At 69.0% G+C, this 18,200-nt stretch carries 13 protein-coding genes and 1 pseudogene; 9 read left to right on the forward strand and 5 right to left on the reverse strand.

Annotated elements, in window-relative coordinates:
* Window positions 1-194: 194 nt before the first annotated feature.
* Window positions 195-875 (reverse strand): annotated as a pseudogene (locus ACFXI3_RS10745) (hypothetical protein); the annotation flags it as partial.
* Between the two features lie 281 nt (window positions 876-1,156).
* Here ACFXI3_RS10745 and ACFXI3_RS10750 point away from each other — a divergent pair.
* Window positions 1,157-2,296, forward strand: a complete 1,140-nt coding sequence (locus tag ACFXI3_RS10750) for a glycoside hydrolase family 105 protein (RefSeq protein ID WP_378399376.1) — start codon at window positions 1,157-1,159, stop codon at window positions 2,294-2,296.
* 325 nt (window positions 2,297-2,621) lie between these two features.
* On the opposite strand, the gene ACFXI3_RS10755 is transcribed toward ACFXI3_RS10750, so the two are convergent.
* Window positions 2,622-3,713, reverse strand: a complete 1,092-nt coding sequence (locus tag ACFXI3_RS10755) for a 3-deoxy-7-phosphoheptulonate synthase (protein ID WP_378399377.1) — start codon at window positions 3,711-3,713, stop codon at window positions 2,622-2,624.
* A 291-nt stretch (window positions 3,714-4,004) separates the two neighbouring features.
* Between ACFXI3_RS10755 and ACFXI3_RS10760 the strand changes: the two genes are divergently transcribed.
* The 3 genes from ACFXI3_RS10760 (at window position 4,005) to ACFXI3_RS10770 (ending at window position 6,831) form a co-directional block, all read left to right on the forward strand.
* Window positions 4,005-5,030: a 6-phosphofructokinase gene (locus ACFXI3_RS10760; protein ID WP_378399378.1), complete on the forward strand. Its 1,026-nt coding sequence runs from the start codon at window positions 4,005-4,007 to the stop codon at window positions 5,028-5,030.
* Window positions 5,031-5,112: 82 nt separating this feature from the next.
* On the forward strand, window positions 5,113-6,387 hold the full coding sequence (locus tag ACFXI3_RS10765; protein ID WP_378399379.1) for a S41 family peptidase: 1,275 nt from the start codon (window positions 5,113-5,115) through the stop codon (window positions 6,385-6,387).
* A gap of 9 nt (window positions 6,388-6,396) precedes the next feature.
* Window positions 6,397-6,831: a VOC family protein gene (locus ACFXI3_RS10770; RefSeq protein ID WP_378399380.1), complete on the forward strand. Its 435-nt coding sequence runs from the start codon at window positions 6,397-6,399 to the stop codon at window positions 6,829-6,831.
* A 48-nt stretch (window positions 6,832-6,879) separates the two neighbouring features.
* On the opposite strand, the gene ACFXI3_RS10775 is transcribed toward ACFXI3_RS10770, so the two are convergent.
* Window positions 6,880-8,622 carry a putative Ig domain-containing protein gene (locus ACFXI3_RS10775; protein ID WP_378399381.1) on the reverse strand — a complete coding sequence of 581 codons (1,743 nt, stop codon included), beginning with the start codon at window positions 8,620-8,622 and terminating at the stop codon, window positions 6,880-6,882.
* A 170-nt stretch (window positions 8,623-8,792) separates the two neighbouring features.
* Between ACFXI3_RS10775 and ACFXI3_RS10780 the strand changes: the two genes are divergently transcribed.
* A complete protein-coding gene (locus ACFXI3_RS10780) occupies window positions 8,793-11,609 on the forward strand; it encodes an ATP-binding protein (protein WP_378399382.1) in 2,817 nt (938 codons plus the stop codon).
* A gap of 17 nt (window positions 11,610-11,626) precedes the next feature.
* Here the strand turns inward: ACFXI3_RS10780 and ACFXI3_RS10785 are convergent, their stop codons facing one another.
* Both ACFXI3_RS10785 and ACFXI3_RS10790 read right to left on the reverse strand, forming a co-directional pair.
* On the reverse strand, window positions 11,627-13,063 hold the full coding sequence (locus ACFXI3_RS10785) for an aromatic amino acid ammonia-lyase (protein ID WP_344267820.1): 1,437 nt from the start codon (window positions 13,061-13,063) through the stop codon (window positions 11,627-11,629).
* A 10-nt stretch (window positions 13,064-13,073) separates the two neighbouring features.
* Window positions 13,074-13,376 carry a helix-turn-helix transcriptional regulator gene (locus tag ACFXI3_RS10790; protein ID WP_182890918.1) on the reverse strand — a complete coding sequence of 101 codons (303 nt, stop codon included), beginning with the start codon at window positions 13,374-13,376 and terminating at the stop codon, window positions 13,074-13,076.
* Window positions 13,377-13,545: 169 nt separating this feature from the next.
* Here ACFXI3_RS10790 and ACFXI3_RS10795 point away from each other — a divergent pair, with 169 nt between their 5' ends.
* The 4 genes from ACFXI3_RS10795 to tesB all read left to right on the forward strand — a co-directional run bounded on the left by ACFXI3_RS10795 (window position 13,546) and on the right by tesB (window position 18,016).
* Window positions 13,546-14,772, forward strand: coding sequence for a glycoside hydrolase family 18 protein (locus tag ACFXI3_RS10795; RefSeq protein ID WP_378399383.1), 1,227 nt, complete (start codon window positions 13,546-13,548; stop codon window positions 14,770-14,772).
* Window positions 14,773-14,829: 57 nt separating this feature from the next.
* Window positions 14,830-15,495 (forward strand): DUF2461 domain-containing protein, encoded by a 666-nt coding sequence (locus tag ACFXI3_RS10800; protein ID WP_378399384.1) that lies wholly within the window; start codon window positions 14,830-14,832, stop codon window positions 15,493-15,495.
* Between the two features lie 157 nt (window positions 15,496-15,652).
* A complete protein-coding gene (gene pyk / locus ACFXI3_RS10805) occupies window positions 15,653-17,077 on the forward strand; it encodes a pyruvate kinase (protein WP_344267814.1) in 1,425 nt (474 codons plus the stop codon).
* Between the two features lie 36 nt (window positions 17,078-17,113).
* The gene (gene tesB, locus ACFXI3_RS10810) at window positions 17,114-18,016 is read left to right on the forward strand and encodes an acyl-CoA thioesterase II (RefSeq protein ID WP_378399385.1); all 903 of its coding nucleotides are present in this window, start codon (window positions 17,114-17,116) and stop codon (window positions 18,014-18,016) included.
* The last annotated feature ends 184 nt before the right edge of the window (window positions 18,017-18,200 follow it).

Below are 18,200 nucleotides of genomic sequence, written 5' to 3' on the forward strand. Positions count from 1 at the left end.
TCTTCCCCGCGCTCAGGTTCCGCCGGACGCGCCGGTGAAACCGGAGTCGCGCCACCGCCCGGCGGCGGAGTTCGCGGCGCGGGCGGCGAAGGCTGCCGCTCTGTAGCCCGCGTGTCCGCCGGAGAAGGAGCCGTCGTGTCCACCGCGCGAGTGTCGACCGGCCGCGTCGCCTGGGTGTCCGCCGGTGAAGGGGCTTGGGTGCCCGCGGCGGGCGTCCACGTGCGGTTCGAGTCGTAATCCTCGTCAAACGGGTCCACGATGTCCGCGATCTCGCCCAGATCCCGCAGCAGCCGCTCAAGCCGCGACGGCCCGGCACCCGGCACGACGCTCGCCAGCACCCACTCGTTCTCCAGCCACGCCACGCCGACGTCTCCGCCCAGCTGGTCAGCCGCGTCCACCAAGTCCTGCGTGATGACCTGGCGGGCACCCTCGGAATCGTCGGCGAAGGCGTAACGCTGGCCGATCGGGCCGAGCATCTCCGGCATGTTCTCGCGCTGGAAGGGCACGCTCGACAGCCACATCTCGACCGGCACCCGGTGCGTCTTGTTGCAGCGCACGGCCACGACCACCGCGGGCACCTGGCCTTGCGACTCGATGTCGAAGATGAACACCGGACGGCGGCCGTCGGAGGTGAAGGTGGAGCCCGCGACGACGTTCACCGCCGCGTCGGCTCCGAAGTAGCCGATCGCGCCCCCCGACCACTGCCGGGGCAGCCGTTCGTCCTCTTCCACGAACTGCCAGCCGCGCAACTGGGCCCAACGCTGCCGCTCACGGTTGCGCGAGCCTTCCCTGGCCCGGTCCGCGAAGAGCAGGCCGAGCCCCGCCACCAGCGCGACGGCGGCGATGACGAACCAGATCCACGCCGAGATACCCACGCCGGTCAGGGTATCGCTGCCGAGCCCTCCTACCCGGACGGCGGCACCGTGTCGGCGCGCCCCGTTTGGCCGGAACCGTCCAGGTTACGTCGACATATCGGCTAATCGCCCGGCTCGGGTGTCCATTGCGGACAGGTTCCCGCTGACCGGACGGCCCGCTGCGCCTATCCAGCGATCACGGCGGACAACCCGGACAGGAACCTTGCCGGACCGCTCGACCGGCGAGTAGAGGTCGTTCGACACCTCTTTCCCGCCGCCGCCGACAGCAGGAAGGACACCGCATGTCCCTCTCGAGAAGATCGGTACTGACCGGGACCGCGGCGGCGCTCGGCACGCTCGCGCTGCCCGGGATCGCGGCGGCGGGCACCGCGCGCGCCTGGTCCCGCGCCGTCATCGACTCCACCATGAAGCGCTATACCCCGGCGTCCATCGGCGGCTGGAGCTACCCGCTCGGCCTCTACTTCTACGGCCAGTACCTCTTCTACCGGCGAACGAAGGAACGCAAGTACCTCGACTACGTCATCGCCTGGTACGACCGTTTCATCACCGCCGACGGCATCTCCAACAGCTTCAGCAGTCTCGACTCGATGCGTGCCTGTCAGATGCTTCCCTTGCTGTATAACGAAACCGGCGATGCCAAGTATCGCAAAGCCGCCGACCAGCTGCGCAAACGCTTCGAGACCTACCCACGCACGAGTGACGGCGGGATGTGGCACGCGGTCAGCCGGCAGCACCAGCTGTGGGGTGATGGGGTGTACATGGCGCAGCCGTTCCTCGCGTTGTACGGCAAGGTTTTCAACGATCCGGAGTACTGCTACGAGGAATCGGCCAAGAATCTCTCCGTCTACTTCGGACATCTTAAGGAGCCTGCGAAGGGCCTGATTTACCACGCTTATGACGAAAGCGGTACCCAGTCGTGGGCGACCGGTCCCGGCAAGCACTCCAGCTTCCATTGGGCTCGTGCGATCGGCTGGTTCGGGATGGCCGCGATCGACATCCTCGAGGTGCTGCCCGCGGACCATCCGCGACGGCCGGAGCTGATCGGGATCGTCAAGTTCCTCGCTGAGGGCTATCGCCGGTTCCAGGATCTGCGGACCGGCCGGTGGTATCAGGTGGTCGACCACGGCGGGGATGCCGGGAACTGGCTGGAGACGTCCGCGTCCTCGATGTACGCGTTCACTGTTTCCCGGGCGATTGAACGTGGGTATTTGCCTGCGTCTTATGCCTCGGTCGCGCAGCGCGGGTATGTCGGGGTGTTGCAGAAGGTGTCTGTTGGGGCGGATGGGTTGACTAATATCGCCGATATTTGTGAGGGGACGAACGTCGGGGATCTGAATTTCTACTTCGCGCGCAGACGGCTGACTAATGATTTCCATGGGCTGGGCGCGTTTTTGATCATGAATGAGCAGTTTGTTCGGTAGGGGGTGGCTCGTCGCCTGGCGGCGACATTGCGCCCTGGCGTGCGTGGGGCACCCCGAAGCTTGATTGTGCTGACGGTCTGGGGGTGCTTGTCAAGGCGGGAAAGATGCCTTGACAAGCACCCCCAGACCGCAGGGAGGCTTCGTATCGGGGTGCGGGGGAGGGGCTGGGTGCCTCGATCGTTGGGTGCAGCGGTGCGGGTTGGTGAGTGGGGCTAGCGCCCCAATGTGGCATTGGGTGCGTGCGATGCACCCAATGTGGCGTTCGGTGCGTCAGATGCACCCAATGCCACATTGGGGCGCTGCGGACGGGCTCGGCGAGTGAGGGTCAGTGGCGGCGGGTGCGGACGGCGGTCGCGAGGGTGTCGAGCAGGTCTTCCGTCGTGTTCCAGTCCATGCAGGCGTCGGTGATGGACTGGCCGTAGGTCAGCTCGCTCGCCTGGCCTAGCACCAGGTCTTGGCGTCCGGCTACCAGGTTGCTTTCCAGCATCAGGCCGGCGATTCCGCGTTCTCCGGCGGCGATTCGGCCGGCCAGGTCGCGGACGACCTCGGACTGGCGGACGTGGTCCTTGTTGCTGTTGCCGTGGCTCGCGTCGATCACCAGGCGTTCCGGCAAACCCGACTTCGCCAGGCGGGCCAGGGTTTCCTCCACGGTCGCCGGGTCGTAGTTCGGGCCTGCGGAGCTGCCTCGCAGGATGACGTGGCAGTCCGGGTTTCCGGAGGTCGTCACCAGGGCGGCCAGGCCGTCGACGTTGATGCCGGGGAAGACGTGCGACGCGGCGGCGGCGCGGGTCGCGTCTACCGCTACCTGGATGTCGCCTTCGGTCGAGTTCTTGATGCCGACCGGCATGGACAGGGCGCTGCACAGCTGGCGGTGGACTTGGCTGGCGGCCGTGCGGGCGCCGATCGAGCCCCAGGTGACGATGTCGGCGATGAACTGCGGGGTGATCGGGTCGAGGAACTCGCAGCCGACCGGGAGGCCCAGTTCGGAGACGTCCAGGAGGAGTTTCCGGGCCAGGCGGAGGCCCTTGTTGACGGCGAAGGTGCCATCGAGGTCCGGGTCGTTGATCAAGCCCTTCCAGCCCAGCGTGGTGCGCGGCTTTTCGAAGTACACCCGCATCACGATGTGCAGGTCTTCGCGCAGAGTCTCGGCCTTGGCGGCCAGGCGGCGGGCGTAGTCGAGGGCGGCTTCGGGGTCGTGGACCGAGCACGGGCCGACGATCACGGCGAGGCGGTCGTCGCGGCCGTCGAGGATGTCGACGGTTTCCGTGCGGCCGTTTTGCACCACTTTCGCGACGGCGGCGTCCACGGGATGGTCTTCGCGCAACAACGCGGGCGAGATGAGGGGACTGACCGAAGTGGTGCGGCGGTTGTCCAGGGTGCTCGCGTCGGCGGGGGCGGCGACGAGGGGGGTGTTCATGTGCGGGTGGTCCTTCCTGGTGGACACCGACCCGCGGGAGAATCGCCGAGCCGGTTCGAGATCCGGCTCGGGGGTGGAGGTCAGCGCAGGTTCACGCCGCCGTGCCCACCCGGGGCCGGCTTCGTAAACCAGAAATAGCGCTGCACAGCCCCAAGGTAACACACCGTTCAGACCACCCGGCCTGGACCGGATTGGGCAGGTGGTCCGCCCTGCACCGATCCAGATGAAAGCCGCTACGCTGTCCGCGGACTGTGACTGCACTCTCCCTGCGAGGAAAGACGGAGGCAACAGATGCGTGTCGGTGTGCTGACGGGGGGCGGCGACTGCCCCGGCCTGAACGCGGTCATCCGCGCGGTGGTCCGCAAGGGCGTCGAAGTGCACGGCTGGGAGTTCGTCGGCTTCCGCAACGGCTGGCAGGGCACGCTGACCGGCGACAGCCGGCCGCTCGGCCTCGCCGACGTCGAGGACATCCTCACCCGCGGGGGCACCATCCTGCGGTCGTCGCGGACGAACCCGTACAAGGTCGACGGCGGCGTCGACAAGATCCGCAAGGTGCTCGCCGACCAGGGCGTGGACGCGCTGGTCGCGATCGGCGGCGAGGACACCCTCGGCGTCGCGAAGCGGCTGACCGACGACGGCATCGGCGTCGTCGGCGTGCCCAAGACGATCGACAACGACCTCGGGGCCACCGACTACACGTTCGGTTTCGACACCGCGGTCTCCATCGCCACCGAGGCGATCGACCGGCTGCACACCACGGCCGAATCGCACCACCGCGCGCTCGTCATCGAGGTCATGGGGCGGCACGCGGGCTGGATCGCGCTGCACTCCGGCCTCGCCGGCGGCGCGAGCGTGATCCTGGTGCCGGAGCGGCAGTTCTCCGTCGACCAGGTCGTGCAGTGGGTCGAGCAGCGCTTCGAGAAGGAGTACGCGCCGATCATCGTCGTGGCCGAGGGCGCGCTGCCCGAGGGCGGCGAGGAAAAGCTGCTGACCGGCGAGAAGGACGCCTTCGGGCACGTCCGGCTCGGCGGCATCGGCAACTGGCTCGCCGACGAGATCACCGAGCGCACCGGCAAGGAATCGCGCGCGGTCGTGCTCGGCCACGTCCAGCGCGGCGGAACCCCGACCGCGTACGACCGGGTCCTCGCGACCCGCTTCGGCCTGCACGCGGTGGACGCGGTCGCCGACGGCGACTTCGGCGTGATGGTGGCGCTCAAGGGCACCGACATCGTCCGCGTGAAGCTGTCCGAGGCGACGGCCGAGCTGAAGACCGTTCCGCTGGAGCGGTACCAGGAAGCCGAAGTCTTCTTCGGCTGAGCCACGGGTAGGGGCAACCCCACCACGGTGCCGGGGGCGTGCGGTATTCCGCGCGCCCCCGGCATTTTTCTACCCTCGGCTCGTGCGAATCTTCCTGGCGGGCTTGACGATGCTCTCGGTGACCGCGGCTCCGGCATCCACTGTGGACGGTGTCTGGCGGACGGACGGGTACGGGCAGTTGGTCCAAGTGTCCGGCGGCAAGCTGACGACCTACGACGTCACCAAGGTCAGCTGTTTGCCGGGCGCGCTTTCCGGAACTGGCGACGGCACAAGGTTTTCGACCAACGAGGGCTCCGTCGTCACCATCCGCGCTGGCAGGATGACTTTCGACGACAACCTGGGCGTGCGGTCATTGCGTCGTGTTCCCGGCGGATTGCCGACCGCCTGCCAGGCTCCGGCTGCCGACGTGTTCGACGTCTTCTGGCACAGTTTTGCCGAGAACTACCCGTTTTTCCCAGCGAAAGGCGTCGACTGGAAGTCCGAAGGGGACGCTGCCCGCCGCGAGGTGGCCGCGCATCCCGAGCGGCTCTTCGATGTCCTATGTGGACTGATCCGCCCGCTGCACGACGCTCATGTCGGCTTGCTCGCGGGAGATCAGCATTGCTCGTCGCCCCGCCCCGGCACTCCGGATCTGAAAACGACTGTCCCGCGCGCGATCGCCGTGGCCGACGCGAATCTCGGCGCACCGATTCAGCGGTGGGCCGACGGAGCCATCGCCTACGCCGATCTGCCGAATGGCCGCGGATACCTGCGCATCAGCGGATTCCACGACTACGCCGACACTTTCGCCGCCAGCAGCAAGGTCTTGGCGAAAGCGCTGGACGAGATCTTCACCGCCGACCGGGTGCACCACCTGCGCGGCCTGATCCTCGACCTGCGCGTCAACGGCGGCGGAGACGATCCGCTGGGCCTGCAGGTCGCCGCGCGGCTGACGGACGTCCCGCATTTCGCCTACGCCAAACGCGCCCGCAACGATCCGGACGACCCGGCGAGGTTCACCGTGCCGCAACCGTTCTTCGTGCAACCCGCCCCAGCGCCGCACTACACCGGCCCGCTGATGGTGCTCACCGGCAGCCTGGACGTCTCAGCGGGGGAGACCTTCCTGCAGGCGCTGCTGAACCGGCATCCACGACCAGTCCTGATCGGACAGTCCACTCAGGGCGCTTTCTCGGACATGCTGGAGCGGACGCTGCCGAAGCAAGGCTGGAAGGTGGCGCTGCCGAACGAGGAGTACCTCGACCCGCACGGCCGCACGTACGACGGCAGCGGCATCAGCCCGGACGTCAAGGTCCCGGTTTTCGCCCCGGACGACCTCGCCGCCGGACGGGATCCGGCGCTGGCCGCCGCTCGCCGGTAAGGTGAGCGCATGGGGTCGGTCAAGCAGTTCCAGGTCACTTTCGATTGCGCGGAACCCGAGCGCGTCGCGCGCTTCTGGTGCGAGGCGCTGGGGTATGTCATGCCGCCACCGCCGGAAGGGTTCGCCGACTGGGCGGAGTTCGACCGCTCGCTGCCGGCCGAGCATCAGGGCTCGGCGTCCGCCTGCGTCGATCCGAACGGCGTCGGCCCGCGGCTGTACTTCCAGCGCGTGCCCGAGGGCCGCGTGGTGAAGAACCGGGTGCACCTCGACGTGCGCGTGGGCGCCGGCCTGGTGGGCGACGAGCGGCTGGCGGTCCTGAAGGCCGAGGCCGATCGGCTGGTCGCGCTGGGCGCGTCCATCGTGCAGGTGCTGGTCGCGGACGAGGTGAACGAATCCTGCATTCCGATGCAGGACGTCGAGGGCAACGAATTCTGCCTGGACTGACGGAAACCGCCGTGCCGCGGGACCTGCGGCACGGCGGCTCTTAGCGGTTCAGGAGACGGAAACGTTGGCCGGAGCGGTGAACGAGCCGCCCGACACCTGGTAGATCTGCGACACGGTGAGGCTGCCGCCCGCCGGGATGGCGTCCTGGCCGGTGATCACGACGTGCCCGGTGGACCCGGACGCGGTGCCCGGGTTCGTGTTCGACAGCGATTCGTTCGAGGCCAGGTCGAACGCCAGCGTCCAGCCGTTGGCCGCCGACGAGCCGCCGTTGGTGATCGTGAAGTGCGCGAAGGCGCCGAACCCGTAGTCGTAGTCGGTGGTGAACTTCGCGGTCAGCTTGCCCACCGGAGCCGTCGTGACGGTCCAGGTGAACGGAGCCTGCGCGGTCGCCCCGGCGGAATCGGTGGCCGTCACGGTGACCTTGCTGGTTCCCTCGGCGCTCGGCGTGCCGGTGATGGAGCCGGTCTTGCCGTCGATGGCCAGCCCGGCCGGAAGCCCGTCCGCCGAGTAGGTGTAGGGCGAGGTGCCGCCGGAAGCGGTGACCTTCAGCGAAACCGCCTTGCCCACCACGCTGTTCTGGTTGCCCGGGTTGCTGACGCTCAGCTTGCCGTTGGTGCCGCCGCCCGGGGTGAGGCCGGTGACGCCGTGCGGGGTGCCGAGGCCGGTCGGGCCGTCCCAGCCAGTGCCCGCGTTGCAGATCACGGTGCCGCAGCTGCCGTTGCTGCCCGAGGTGACGTCGTTGAAGTCGCCGGTGTGCGCGTACGGGTAGGTCGCGGCGTTGTCGCCGTCCTTGGGCGTTCCGGCGAGCGCCCAGATGCCGGCGACGATCGGCGTGGCGAGGCTGGTGCCGCCGTACTGCGACTGCTGGCCGTTGACGTAGATCGTGATGCCGCTGTTGGGATCCGCGTCGGCAGAAATGTCCGAAGTGGCCCGATTGTCGCAGGCGGTGCTGATCCCGTTCTGGAACGCGGGCTTGCTGAACTTGCTCGAACAGCCGCTGCCCGTCTTGTTCCAGGCGGTTTCGGTGTAGCCGCCGCCGGACGCGGTCAGCGTGGTGCCGCCGACCGCCACCACCTCTGGCGAGGTTGCCGGGTATTCGGCCTGCGCGCCGCTTTCGCTGCCCCAGTCGCCGGTGGCGCCGAGGATGGCGACGCCAGGATGGTTGTAGTGCTGCTCGGCGTCCGAGGGGATCGCGCTTTCGTGGTCGGCGTAGCTGTTGGACACGATCTTCGCGCCGAGCCGGACCGCGCTGTCGACGGCCGCCGCGAGGTCGCTGTCCTCGTTGCTGTTGCCTTCCACCAGCAGGATCTTGCAGTCCGGGCAGAGCGCGCTGACCGCGTCGACGTCGATGGCCATCTCGGTCGCCCAGCCCGAGTCGGTCTTGGTCGGCAGCGTGCTCGTGCCGTCCTGGCCGACCACGGTCAGGCAGCCGTTCGCCTTGGTGCAGGAGCCCAGGTTCCAGTGCGACCGGAAGTCGTTCAGGTCCTTTTCGATGCCGGGGTCGTCGAAGGCGTCGACGATCGCGACGGTGGTTCCGCCGCTCTTCAGCCCAGCGACGCCGTAGGCGTTCTGCAAGTCGGTCGGGCTCATCGCGCTCGCCGGCCGGGCGCCTGGCGAAACCAGTTGCACGGCTTGGCATTTCGCGTAGCCCTCGGGGGCATTGGCGCACGACGCCGGGCTCAGCCGCGGGCTGGCGTCGGCGGCCGGGGTGAACGTCGCCGCCACCCCCGCCCCCAGCGCGAGCGCCGCGCCGGCGGCGGCCAGCCGTCTCAAGGTCGTTCCTGCACGCATCATCGCGTCCTTCCTGGTACGCCGCTGCCCGGAGACGGGCGAAAAGCGGTGCCGCCATTGGATTTCACCGAGGCGGTGCGGAACCAGGAACAACCGGCACAACGGGCTGTTGTGCCAGGCGGAGGAACCCGACCTTCGGAGGATGTTCGCCGGTCCCGGGGAGAGCGACCATGGAGCGGCGGGAGGTGCGGGACATGCCGGACGGCGCGACGGAAACGTTCGACCGGACGCTGGTCCGGTTGCGCCGGGCGGCCGGGCTGACGCAGGAACAACTGGCGCAGCGCTGCGGCCTGAGCACCCGCGGCGTGGGCAATCTCGAACGCGGGCAGCGGCATCCGCGGAGGGTCACCGTGCACCTCCTCGCCGACGGTCTCGCGCTGCCCGAGGACGGCCGCGCCGAACTGCTCGCGGCGGCCCGGCGCGGCAGGCAGCGTCCGCCGGACGACCCGGTCCCGCGGCCTCGTCCGGCACCGGATCTCATCGGCCGCGTCGAGGAACACGCCTTGCTGGACAAGCATATTTCCGGCACGGGCAAGCCGTTTCTGGTCTTCGCCGGGCAGACCGGCATCGGCAAGACCCGGCTGCTGACCGAAGCCGCGACGCTGGCCGAGACCCGGGGAACGGTGGTGCTTTCCACGGCCTGCTCCCGGCATGGCGGAGAGCCGTACGCGCCGCTCTCCGAAGCGTTCGCCCGGCACGCGTCCGAGCACCCCGCCGGGCCTGGCTTGGCGTTCCTGCTGCCCGAGCAACGCACCGCCGAACCAGCCCCGCCACGCTGGCTGATGTTCGCCGAGGCAGCGCGGTTTCTCGACACGCTCGCACGGCGGCATGGCGTGCTCGTGATCCTGGACGACCTTCAATGGGCTGGCCCGGACGGCCTCGCGCTGCTGGCGTCGCTCGTCCAGGACGTCCGGCCGGATCGGGTCCGCTTCCTCGCCGCCTACCGCGACACCGAGCTCGCCGCAGCCGAACCGTTGGCCGACACGCTGCTCGATTTGTACCGGAAAGGCTTGCTGACACAGCATTCCCTGGCCCCGCTGGCGGACGACGACGCGACGATGCTGTTGCACCACAGCGCCGGGACCGAAGTGGGGCAGTCCGCTCGCGAACGGGTGCTCCGGCTCGCTGGCGGTCTCCCGTTGTTCCTGGTCCAACTGGGACACGTACTGGGCAGATCCGGCAAACCGCCCGCGGAACTGCCGTGGGGATTGGCGCACGCGGTGCGGCGGCAGCTCGGTTCGCTGCCCGAACGGACGGCCGAGGTGCTGACGCTGCTGGCGGTGGGGCAGCAGCGGATGGACCCGGACGTCCTCGCCGCGGCCGCCGGGCTGGATCCGGCCGAGCTGTCCGAAGTGCTGGCACCCGCGCACACCGCGCGGCTGCTGGACGAAAACGCCGAGGGCGTCCGGCTGACCCACGAACTGGTCGCCGAGGTGATGAACGGAGACCTGCCGCCAAGCCGTCGGCATGTGCTGCACCGCAGACTGGCCGAGGCACTGGGCGGCGCGGCCGCGGCGTATCACTACACGCACGCGCAGGACACCGAACGCGCCGCGCAGACCTTGCGGCATGCCGCGGAGAAAGCCAGCAGACAAGCCGCGCACGACACAGCCGCCCAGCACCTGGGCGCACTGGTCGATCTGCTGGACCGCACCGGTTCGCAGGCCGCTGTCGCCGAGGCCGCCGAAGCCTGGGCGGACGCGCTCGCCGCGGCAGGCCGTTACGACGCCGCGCTCGCCGCCGCCGAACGCGCGCTTTTGGTGTACCGCAAGGAAGGCGATGAGGAACGGCAACGCCTGGTGATCGCCCGGATCGGCTACCTGCACTACCAACGCGGCACTCCGCGCGAGGGATTGGCCCGGATCGCGCCGACGCTGACCGAGGACCGCCCCGGCGGATCGGCCGTCCGGCTGCGGCTGGCTCGCGCCGCGAATCTTTACCAGAGCACGCGCTACCGGGAGTCCGTCGAGGTTTCCACCGCCGCGATCGTCGCCGCGGAAGCGGTGGGCGACGAGCACGGCCTCTCGGGCGGACACCTGCGTCGAGGCCTGGCATTGCGACTGCTCGGCCGCAACGACGAAGCGCTCACTGATCTGCACACCGCCGCTGCCACCGCGGAACTGTGCGGCGACCGGGAGATCGTGGTCCGCGCGCTGACCGGAGTCGCCGTGCTGCACCACTACCGCGGCGAGTTGGCCCGGGCCGACCGGCAGTTCGAGCGAATCCTCTTGCTGGCTGAGGAGCTAGGCGACCGGGAACTGCTCAGCCGAGCCGTCTGCAACCTCGGCGCGAGCGCGGTCTACGTCGGCCGCTGGGGCGACGCTTCGCGGCGGTTCAGCCAGGCTCTGGAACTCGCGGGACACGGCAGGTCGCCCATGTGCGGCGCGATGGCCCTCATCGGCCGGGGCGCACTGTGGTCAGCCTGCGGACGCTTCGAAGCGGCGGCCGACGATCTGACTCAGGTGCTTCGGCTGGGGCGGGAAAGCGACAATGCCGACATTATCTGCAACGCGTCCGCGCAGCTGGCGGAGAACGACGTGCGTGCGGGGCGTCCTGAGCGAGGAGTGCGCCGGTTGCTGCCGTTGCTCGCGATGCAGGGGGAGCGGAGCTGGCAGATGACCGACGCACTCCCGTTCCTGGCCGAGGCCCAACTGGCGGCCGGCGATCCGGTTGCCGCCGGGGAGACTGCTGCGGAGGCTGTGGCTTGTACTGAGCACATTGATCACATCCTTGCCCGCACGGATGCTTTTCGAGTGCAGGGACTTGCCGCGTTGCGCCGCGGATCCTTTGTCTTGGCGGAGGAAAGCCTCGGAGAAGCACACGTGCTGGCCAAAAGAATGGCTTCACCGTACTTGCTCGCCCGGGTTCACGCGGCGCACGCCGGTTTGCTGGAGCGGCGCGGCGATAGCGTTGCCGCGGCTCGGGATCGGGCGCAGGCGAAGGAACTGTTCGCGGCTTTGCGGCGGGACGTGGTGGCCGGGGACTGAATGTCCACTGTGGTCAGTTAGATCCGCGCCAGTTCATCGAGGACCCCGGCCGCCTTCGCGATGTCCTCAGTCAACGGCCGATCCTCCAACCGCTCGTCCAGCACCCCCACCGCGGCCGCGAAAGCCGCTCGGACCGGCAGATCCACCAGCTCAGCCTTCCGAATCCGCAGAGCCCGCACCGCCGCCACCAGCTCGCAAGCCAGCACCTGCCGATAAGCAGCCGCGGCCGCAGTGGCAGCCCGCGCGGCCTGGGTCGAGAAGCTCGCGTGGTCCTCAATCCCGCGTGACACCACAGCAGTCCCCAGCGTCGCAGGCAATGCCGCCTGCCGCAGTTCCGTAAGCGCGTCGTGCGCGACGTACTCCAGGATCATCACCCCGGAACTCCCCGGCGGCCCGACCGCGAGAAACGGCCGCAAGCCCGTGAATTCAGGTTCCACGAGATCACCCAACCGAGCCACGGACAGCTCCGCGACCTGATGCACAGTCGCGCGTGCTTGATCGAGCGCGGTCGAGACGTAGGCGGTGTGGAAGTGCGCATGGTGGTAAGCATCGCCGTGCACTGTGGAGATCATCGGATTCTCCGTGCTGGCATTGATCTCCACGGCAAGCACATCCCGCAGATAATGGATCGCATCCAGCGCAGGACCTTGCACCTGAGGAAAGGCGCGCAGCCCGAAGGGATCCTGAAGCCGACGCCCCGGCTTAGGCGTGCCGTGCATGCCCAACAGCCGACGCATCTCGGCCGCACAAGCCACTTGCCCCGCGTGCGGACGTGCTTCGTGAACAGGCGTCGCGTACGCCTCGGGGTTGCCGTCGAGAGCCACGTACGTGAGCGCGGCGACGGCGTGGCTCGCGCGAGTGAGCGTGTCGAGGCTCATCGCGGCGAGAGTTGCTTCGGCGAGTGTCGCGGCGTTGCTGCTCATGAACGCCAACGCATCGCCCGCATGCACCGGAACCGGTGGCACCGCGCCGATCGCCCACGCGCGTTCCCCGGCCAACGCGAGTGCGGTTTCCGCGAGCGGAGCGAGATCGCCGGTGCCGATGGCACCCAGTCGGTGCACTACTGGCAGCGCGCCGGTGCGGACGGCTTCGGCGAGCGCATTGATCAGCTCCGGGCTGATTCCGGACCGGCCGGTCAGCAGCTGGTTGAGCCGGATCAGCAGCATCGCGCGGATCTGGCCGTCCGGCAGCAGGTCGCCGCTGCCGCCGGCGTGGCTGCGCAGCAACCGGAGGCCGTGTTCGGCGGGTTCGTCGACCGCGTCGTCCTTGTTCGCGCCGACGCCGGTGGTGCGGCCGTAGACCACTCGCCGGGTGCTCAGGTCTTCGGCCAGCTTCCACGAATGCTCGGCGGCGCGCATCGCCGCGATGGACACGTCGATCGCCAGCGGGCCTTCGGTGTGTGCCGCCGCGACGACGTCGGCGCACCGCAGGGTCCGGCCGTCCACTCGGATCACGGCGTGCTCCTCACTCGGTTTCGTCCAGCCGCTGTTCGAGCGCGTCGAGCCGGTCCGCCCAGAACTGCCGGTACGGCGCGAGCCACGCGTCCACTTCGGCCAGCGGTTCGGCGCGCAGCCGGTAGCAGCGGCGCTGCGCGGACACCCGCACGGTCACCAGCCCCGCCTCGCGCAGCACGCGCAGGTGCTTGGACACGGCGGGCTGGCTGAGCCGCAGTTCGGCCACCAGTTCGCCGACCGACCGCTCGCCCTCGAGCAGCAGGTCCAGCAGCGCGCGGCGGCGGGGTTCGGCCAGCACGTCGAAGGTCTGCATCACCCCGGAAATCTGCCTCGCGGGGCATATGCCTGTCAAGGAATGCGAGTACCGCCGAATGTCCGTTTTATGGTCTAAACCATTGACCTGGTGGTCTAGTCCACTTACGGTGCATTCGTCCCCACCGTTACCGCTTCGTCACCGACGGTGACTCCTGAAGGGAGCAACGATGCTTCGCTTGCGCAGAAAACGCCTGCTGGCACTGGCCGGCCTGGCGGCCGCGGCGTTCGCCGCCGCGGCCGCGCTCGTCCCCGCCGCTTCGACGGCCGCGCCCGCGAGAACCGAGGCCGCGGCCGGGAAAGTGGTCGGCTACTTCACCGACTGGGGCATCTACGACCGCAACTACCACGTGAAGAACATCGAGACGTCCGGCTCGGCGAACAAGCTCACGCACATCAACTTCGCCTTCGGCAACGTCACCGGCGGCGGCTGCGCGATCGGCGACGCGTGGGCCGACTACCAGAAAACCTACGACGCGGCGGGCAGCGTCGACGGCGTCGCCGACACCTGGGACCAGCCGCTCGCGGGCAGTTTCAACCAGCTCAAGAAGCTGAAGGCCAAGCACCCCGGGCTGAAGATCATCTGGTCGTTCGGCGGCTGGACCTGGTCCGGCGGCTTCGGGCAGGCCGCGAAGAACCCGGAAGCCTTCGCGAACTCCTGCTACAACCTCGTCAACGACAAGCGCTGGGCCGGGCTGTTCGACGGCATCGACCTCGACTGGGAGTACCCGAACGCGTGCGGTCTCACCTGTGACACCAGCGGTCCCGACGCGCTGAAGAAGCTCCTTGCGGCAACGCGGGCCAAGTTCGGCTCGTCGAAGCTCGTCACCGCCGCGATCACCGCGGACGGCAGCAACGGCGGCAAGCTCGACGCCACCGATTACGCGGGCGCCGCGCAGTACGTCGACTGGTACAACGTGATGACGTACGACTTCTTCGGCGCCTGGGCCGCGCAGGGCCCGACCGCGCCGCACTCGCCGCTCACGTCGTACAACGGCCTGCCGACGCAGGGCTTCTACTCAGATGCGGCCATCCAGAAGCTCAAGACCAAGGGCGTCCCGGCCTCGAAACTGTTGCTGGGCATCGGTTTCTACGGCCGTGGCTGGACCGGTGTCACGCAGAGCGCGCCGGGCGGCACCGCGACCGGACCGGCTCCGGGCAAGTACGAGCAGGGCATCGAGGACTACAAGATCCTCAAGACGAGCTGCCCGGCGACCGGAACCGTCGCGGGCACCGCGTACGCCAAGTGCGGTTCGAACTGGTGGAGCTACGACACCCCGTCGACCATCGCGGGCAAGACGTCGTACGCGAGGTCGCAGGGTCTCGGCGGCACCTTCTTCTGGGAGCTGTCCGGCGACACCTCGAACGGCGAACTGATCACCGCGCTCGCCAAGTAGCACCCCGATGCGGCCGGGGCGCCGATTCTGTCGGTGCCCCGGTTTATCGTGCTGCGGGTGAAGTTCAGCGGATTCGGGGAGCACGCCGTCGAGTTCTACGACGGGCTGCTCGCGGACAACACCAAGGCCTACTGGGACGACCACGTCGCGATCTACAAGGAGCACGTCCGGGCTCCGATGGAGGCGCTGCTGGCCGAACTGGAGCCGGAGTTCGGCGCGGGCTTCGGCGAGGCGAAGGTGTTCCGGCCCTATCGCGACGTCCGGTTCGCCAAGGACAAGACGCCGTACAAGACGCACTGCGGCGGCGTGATCGAGTCCGGCCGCGGCGGGGGAGCGTATTACGTCGAAGTCGGCCCGGCCGGGCTGCGCGTCGGCGGTGGCTGCTTCCACCTCGCCTCGGACCAGCTGGCCCGGTACCGCACGGCGGTCGACACCGAACTGCACGGGCCCGCGCTGGAGAAAATCCTGGCGGGCCTGCGCAAGGCGGGCTGGGAAATTCTCGGCGACCGGCTGAAGTCGAAACCGCGCGGGTTCGCCGAGGACCATCCGCGCCTCGACCTGCTGCGGCACCGTTCGGTGTACGCCGTCCGCGCCTGGGAACCGGACGACTTCCTGCACGAGCGCGAGACCTTCGACCGGGTGCGGAAATCGTGGCGTCAGCTGCGGAAATTCAATGAATGGGCACGTGACCACGTGGGTCCGAGCGAGAAACCGCGGCGCTGAGCCCGACCTCCCCCGTTCGGGTGATTCCGGGCGCCCGCGCGCGGCGCGGCCGCCCAGCGCACGCCGGTGCCCGGAACTGAATCCTTCCCGCGTTCGGCGGCCGGAACTTCGGGATCGGTACAGACGGGAGCGGCCCGAGCGACTAGGCTCTCCGGACGTGAGCCGACGCGCGAAGATCGTTTGTACATTGGGTCCCGCGACCTCCACGCCGGAGAAGATGCGGGCACTCGTCGACGCCGGGATGGACGTCGCGAGGATGAACTTCAGCCACGGCAGCCACAGCGACCACAAGCAGGTCTACGACCTGGTCCGGTCCGCGGCCGCCGAAACCGGCCGGGCGGTGGGGATCCTCGCCGACCTGCAGGGACCGAAGATCCGGCTGGGCACGTTCGCCAGCGGATCGGCGGAATGGCACACCGGGGACGTCGTCCGGATCACCGTCGAGGACGTCGCCGGCACCCACGACCGGGTCTCGACCACCTACAAGGGACTCGCCAAGGACGCCAAGCCGGGCGACCGGCTGCTGGTCGACGACGGCAAGGTCGGCCTGGTGGTCAAGGACGTCGAGGGCCCGGACGTCGTGTGCGAGGTGACCGAGGGCGGCCCGGTCAGCAACAACAAGGGCGTGTCGCTGCCCGGGATGGACGTCTCGGTGCCCGCGCTGTCCGACAAGGACATCGAGGACCTGGAGTTCGCGCTGCACCTCGGCGTCGACTTCATCGCGCTGTCCTTCGTGCGCTCGCCCGCCGACATCGACCTCGTCCACCAGGTCATGGACCGTGTGGGCAAGGGACGGCTGCCGGTCGTCGCGAAGATCGAGAAGCCCGAGGCGGTCTACAACCTCGAGGCCATCGTGCTGGCCTTCGACGCGGTGATGGTCGCCCGCGGCGACCTCGGCGTCGAACTGCCGCTCGAGCAGGTCCCGCTGGTGCAGAAGCGCGCCATCCAGATCTGCCGCGAGAACGCGAAGCCGGTCATCGTCGCCACGCAGATGCTGGAGTCGATGATCAACAACTCCCGCCCGACCCGCGCCGAGGCGTCTGACGTCGCGAACGCGGTCCTCGACGGCGCGGACGCGGTGATGCTGTCCGGCGAGACGAGCGTCGGCCGGTACCCGATCGAAACGGTCCAGACCATGGGCCGGATCGTCGAGGCCGTCGAGACCGATTCGCCGGTCGTGCCGCCGCTGTCGCACGTGCCGCGCACCAAGCGGGGCGTGATCTCCTACGCCGCCCGCGACATCGGCGAACGGCTCAACGCCAAGGCCCTGGTCGCGTTCACGCAGTCCGGCGACACCGTGCGCCGCCTCGCGCGGCTGCACACGCGGCTGCCGCTGATGGCGTTCACGCCGGAGCAGAGCGTCCGCAGCCAGCTGGCGCTCACCTGGGGCACCACGACGCAGATCGTGCCGCGGGTGGACTCCACCGACCAGATGATCCAGCAGGTCGACCACGCGATGCTCGAAATGGGCAAGTACCAGCGCGGCGACCTCGTGGTGATCGTCGCGGGCTCCCCGCCCGGGACCGTCGGGTCGACCAACCTGATCCACGTCCACCGGCTCGGTGAAGACGACCACGCATAAGGGACGTGCGGAACCCCGGACACATAGGGTTCCGGCATGACTGAGATGGCCAGGAAAGCCGCCACCGGACTCGACGCGAGCACCGGTGGCGGCGGGCAGCCGGTGCTGGACAAGCTCGTCGCGCTGCTGGACCTGGAGAAGATCGAAGAGAACATCTACCGCGGCGTCTCGCCCGCGCACTCGTCGGTGCGCGTGTTCGGCGGACAGGTCGCCGGGCAGGCGCTCGTCGCGGCGGGCCGGACCGTCCCGGAGGAGCGGCGGGTCCATTCGCTGCACGCGTACTTCATCCGCGGCGGCGACCCGAGCGTCCCGATCGTGTACGAAGTGGATCGCATCCGCGACGGCCGCTCGTTCACCACCCGGCGCGTGGTCGCGGTCCAGCACGGCAAGGCGATTTTCTCGCTGTCCGCGTCGTTCCAGAAGGACGAGCCGGGCATCGACCACGCCGAGCCGATGCCGGCGGACGTGCCCGCCCCGGAGACGCTGCCGACCTTTCCCGAGCTGACCGCGGGCTACGGCCTGCGCTTCAGCGAGGTCCCGCGGCCGATCGACATCCGCTACATCGGCGAGCCGCCGTGGGTCACCCGCACCACCGGCGAACGCCCGGCGCACCACCGGGTCTGGATGCGCGCCGACGGAACCCTGGCCGACAACCAGCTGCTGCACGTCTGCGTGCTCGCCTACGCCTCGGACATGACGCTGCTCGACTCGGTGCTCGCGCGGCACGGCGTGTACTGGGACGTCGACAAGGTGCTCGGCGCGAGCCTCGACCACGCGTTGTGGTTCCACCGTCCATTCCGGGCGGATGAGTGGTTCCTCTACGACAGCACGTCGCCGAGCGCTTCGGGCGCTCGCGGGTTGGCCACCGGACGGTTCTTCACCCGCGACGGCCTCCTCGTCGCCACCGTGGTCCAAGAAGGACTGCTGCGGGTCCGATAAGGACGTTCACCCCATCGATGACCACGCAGAGTGGCTGTCTGCAAGGAAATCGTCGGAAACCGCCACGCTCCCGTGGCGAAATTGCGCGGGAAAACACGTCTGAGTAATACCCGCGAGGCGAAGGAAGGTGCCCGGGACCGGTCGGGGGGCGGCCCCGGACACCTGGTCGTCCGCTTTACCGCGG

The organism is Amycolatopsis sp. NPDC059235, from assembly GCF_042754125.1.
GTDB lineage: Bacteria > Actinomycetota > Actinomycetes > Mycobacteriales > Pseudonocardiaceae > Amycolatopsis > Amycolatopsis albidoflava.

Excerpts from the sequence above, each read along its gene's own strand:
- ACFXI3_RS10770 (WP_378399380.1), top strand. The coding sequence starts at position 6,397 with ATGGGGTCGGTCAAGCAGTTCCAGGTCACTTTCGATTGCGCGGAACCC.
- ACFXI3_RS10795 (WP_378399383.1), top strand. The coding sequence starts at position 13,546 with ATGCTTCGCTTGCGCAGAAAACGCCTGCTGGCACTGGCCGGCCTGGCG.
- ACFXI3_RS10790 (WP_182890918.1), bottom strand. The coding sequence starts at position 13,376 with ATGCAGACCTTCGACGTGCTGGCCGAACCCCGCCGCCGCGCGCTGCTG.
- ACFXI3_RS10755 (WP_378399377.1), bottom strand. The coding sequence starts at position 3,713 with ATGAACACCCCCCTCGTCGCCGCCCCCGCCGACGCGAGCACCCTGGAC.
- ACFXI3_RS10775 (WP_378399381.1), bottom strand. The coding sequence starts at position 8,622 with ATGCGTGCAGGAACGACCTTGAGACGGCTGGCCGCCGCCGGCGCGGCG.
- ACFXI3_RS10750 (WP_378399376.1), top strand. The coding sequence starts at position 1,157 with ATGTCCCTCTCGAGAAGATCGGTACTGACCGGGACCGCGGCGGCGCTC.
- ACFXI3_RS10760 (WP_378399378.1), top strand. The coding sequence starts at position 4,005 with ATGCGTGTCGGTGTGCTGACGGGGGGCGGCGACTGCCCCGGCCTGAAC.
- ACFXI3_RS10780 (WP_378399382.1), top strand. The coding sequence starts at position 8,793 with ATGGAGCGGCGGGAGGTGCGGGACATGCCGGACGGCGCGACGGAAACG.
- tesB (WP_378399385.1), top strand. The coding sequence starts at position 17,114 with ATGACTGAGATGGCCAGGAAAGCCGCCACCGGACTCGACGCGAGCACC.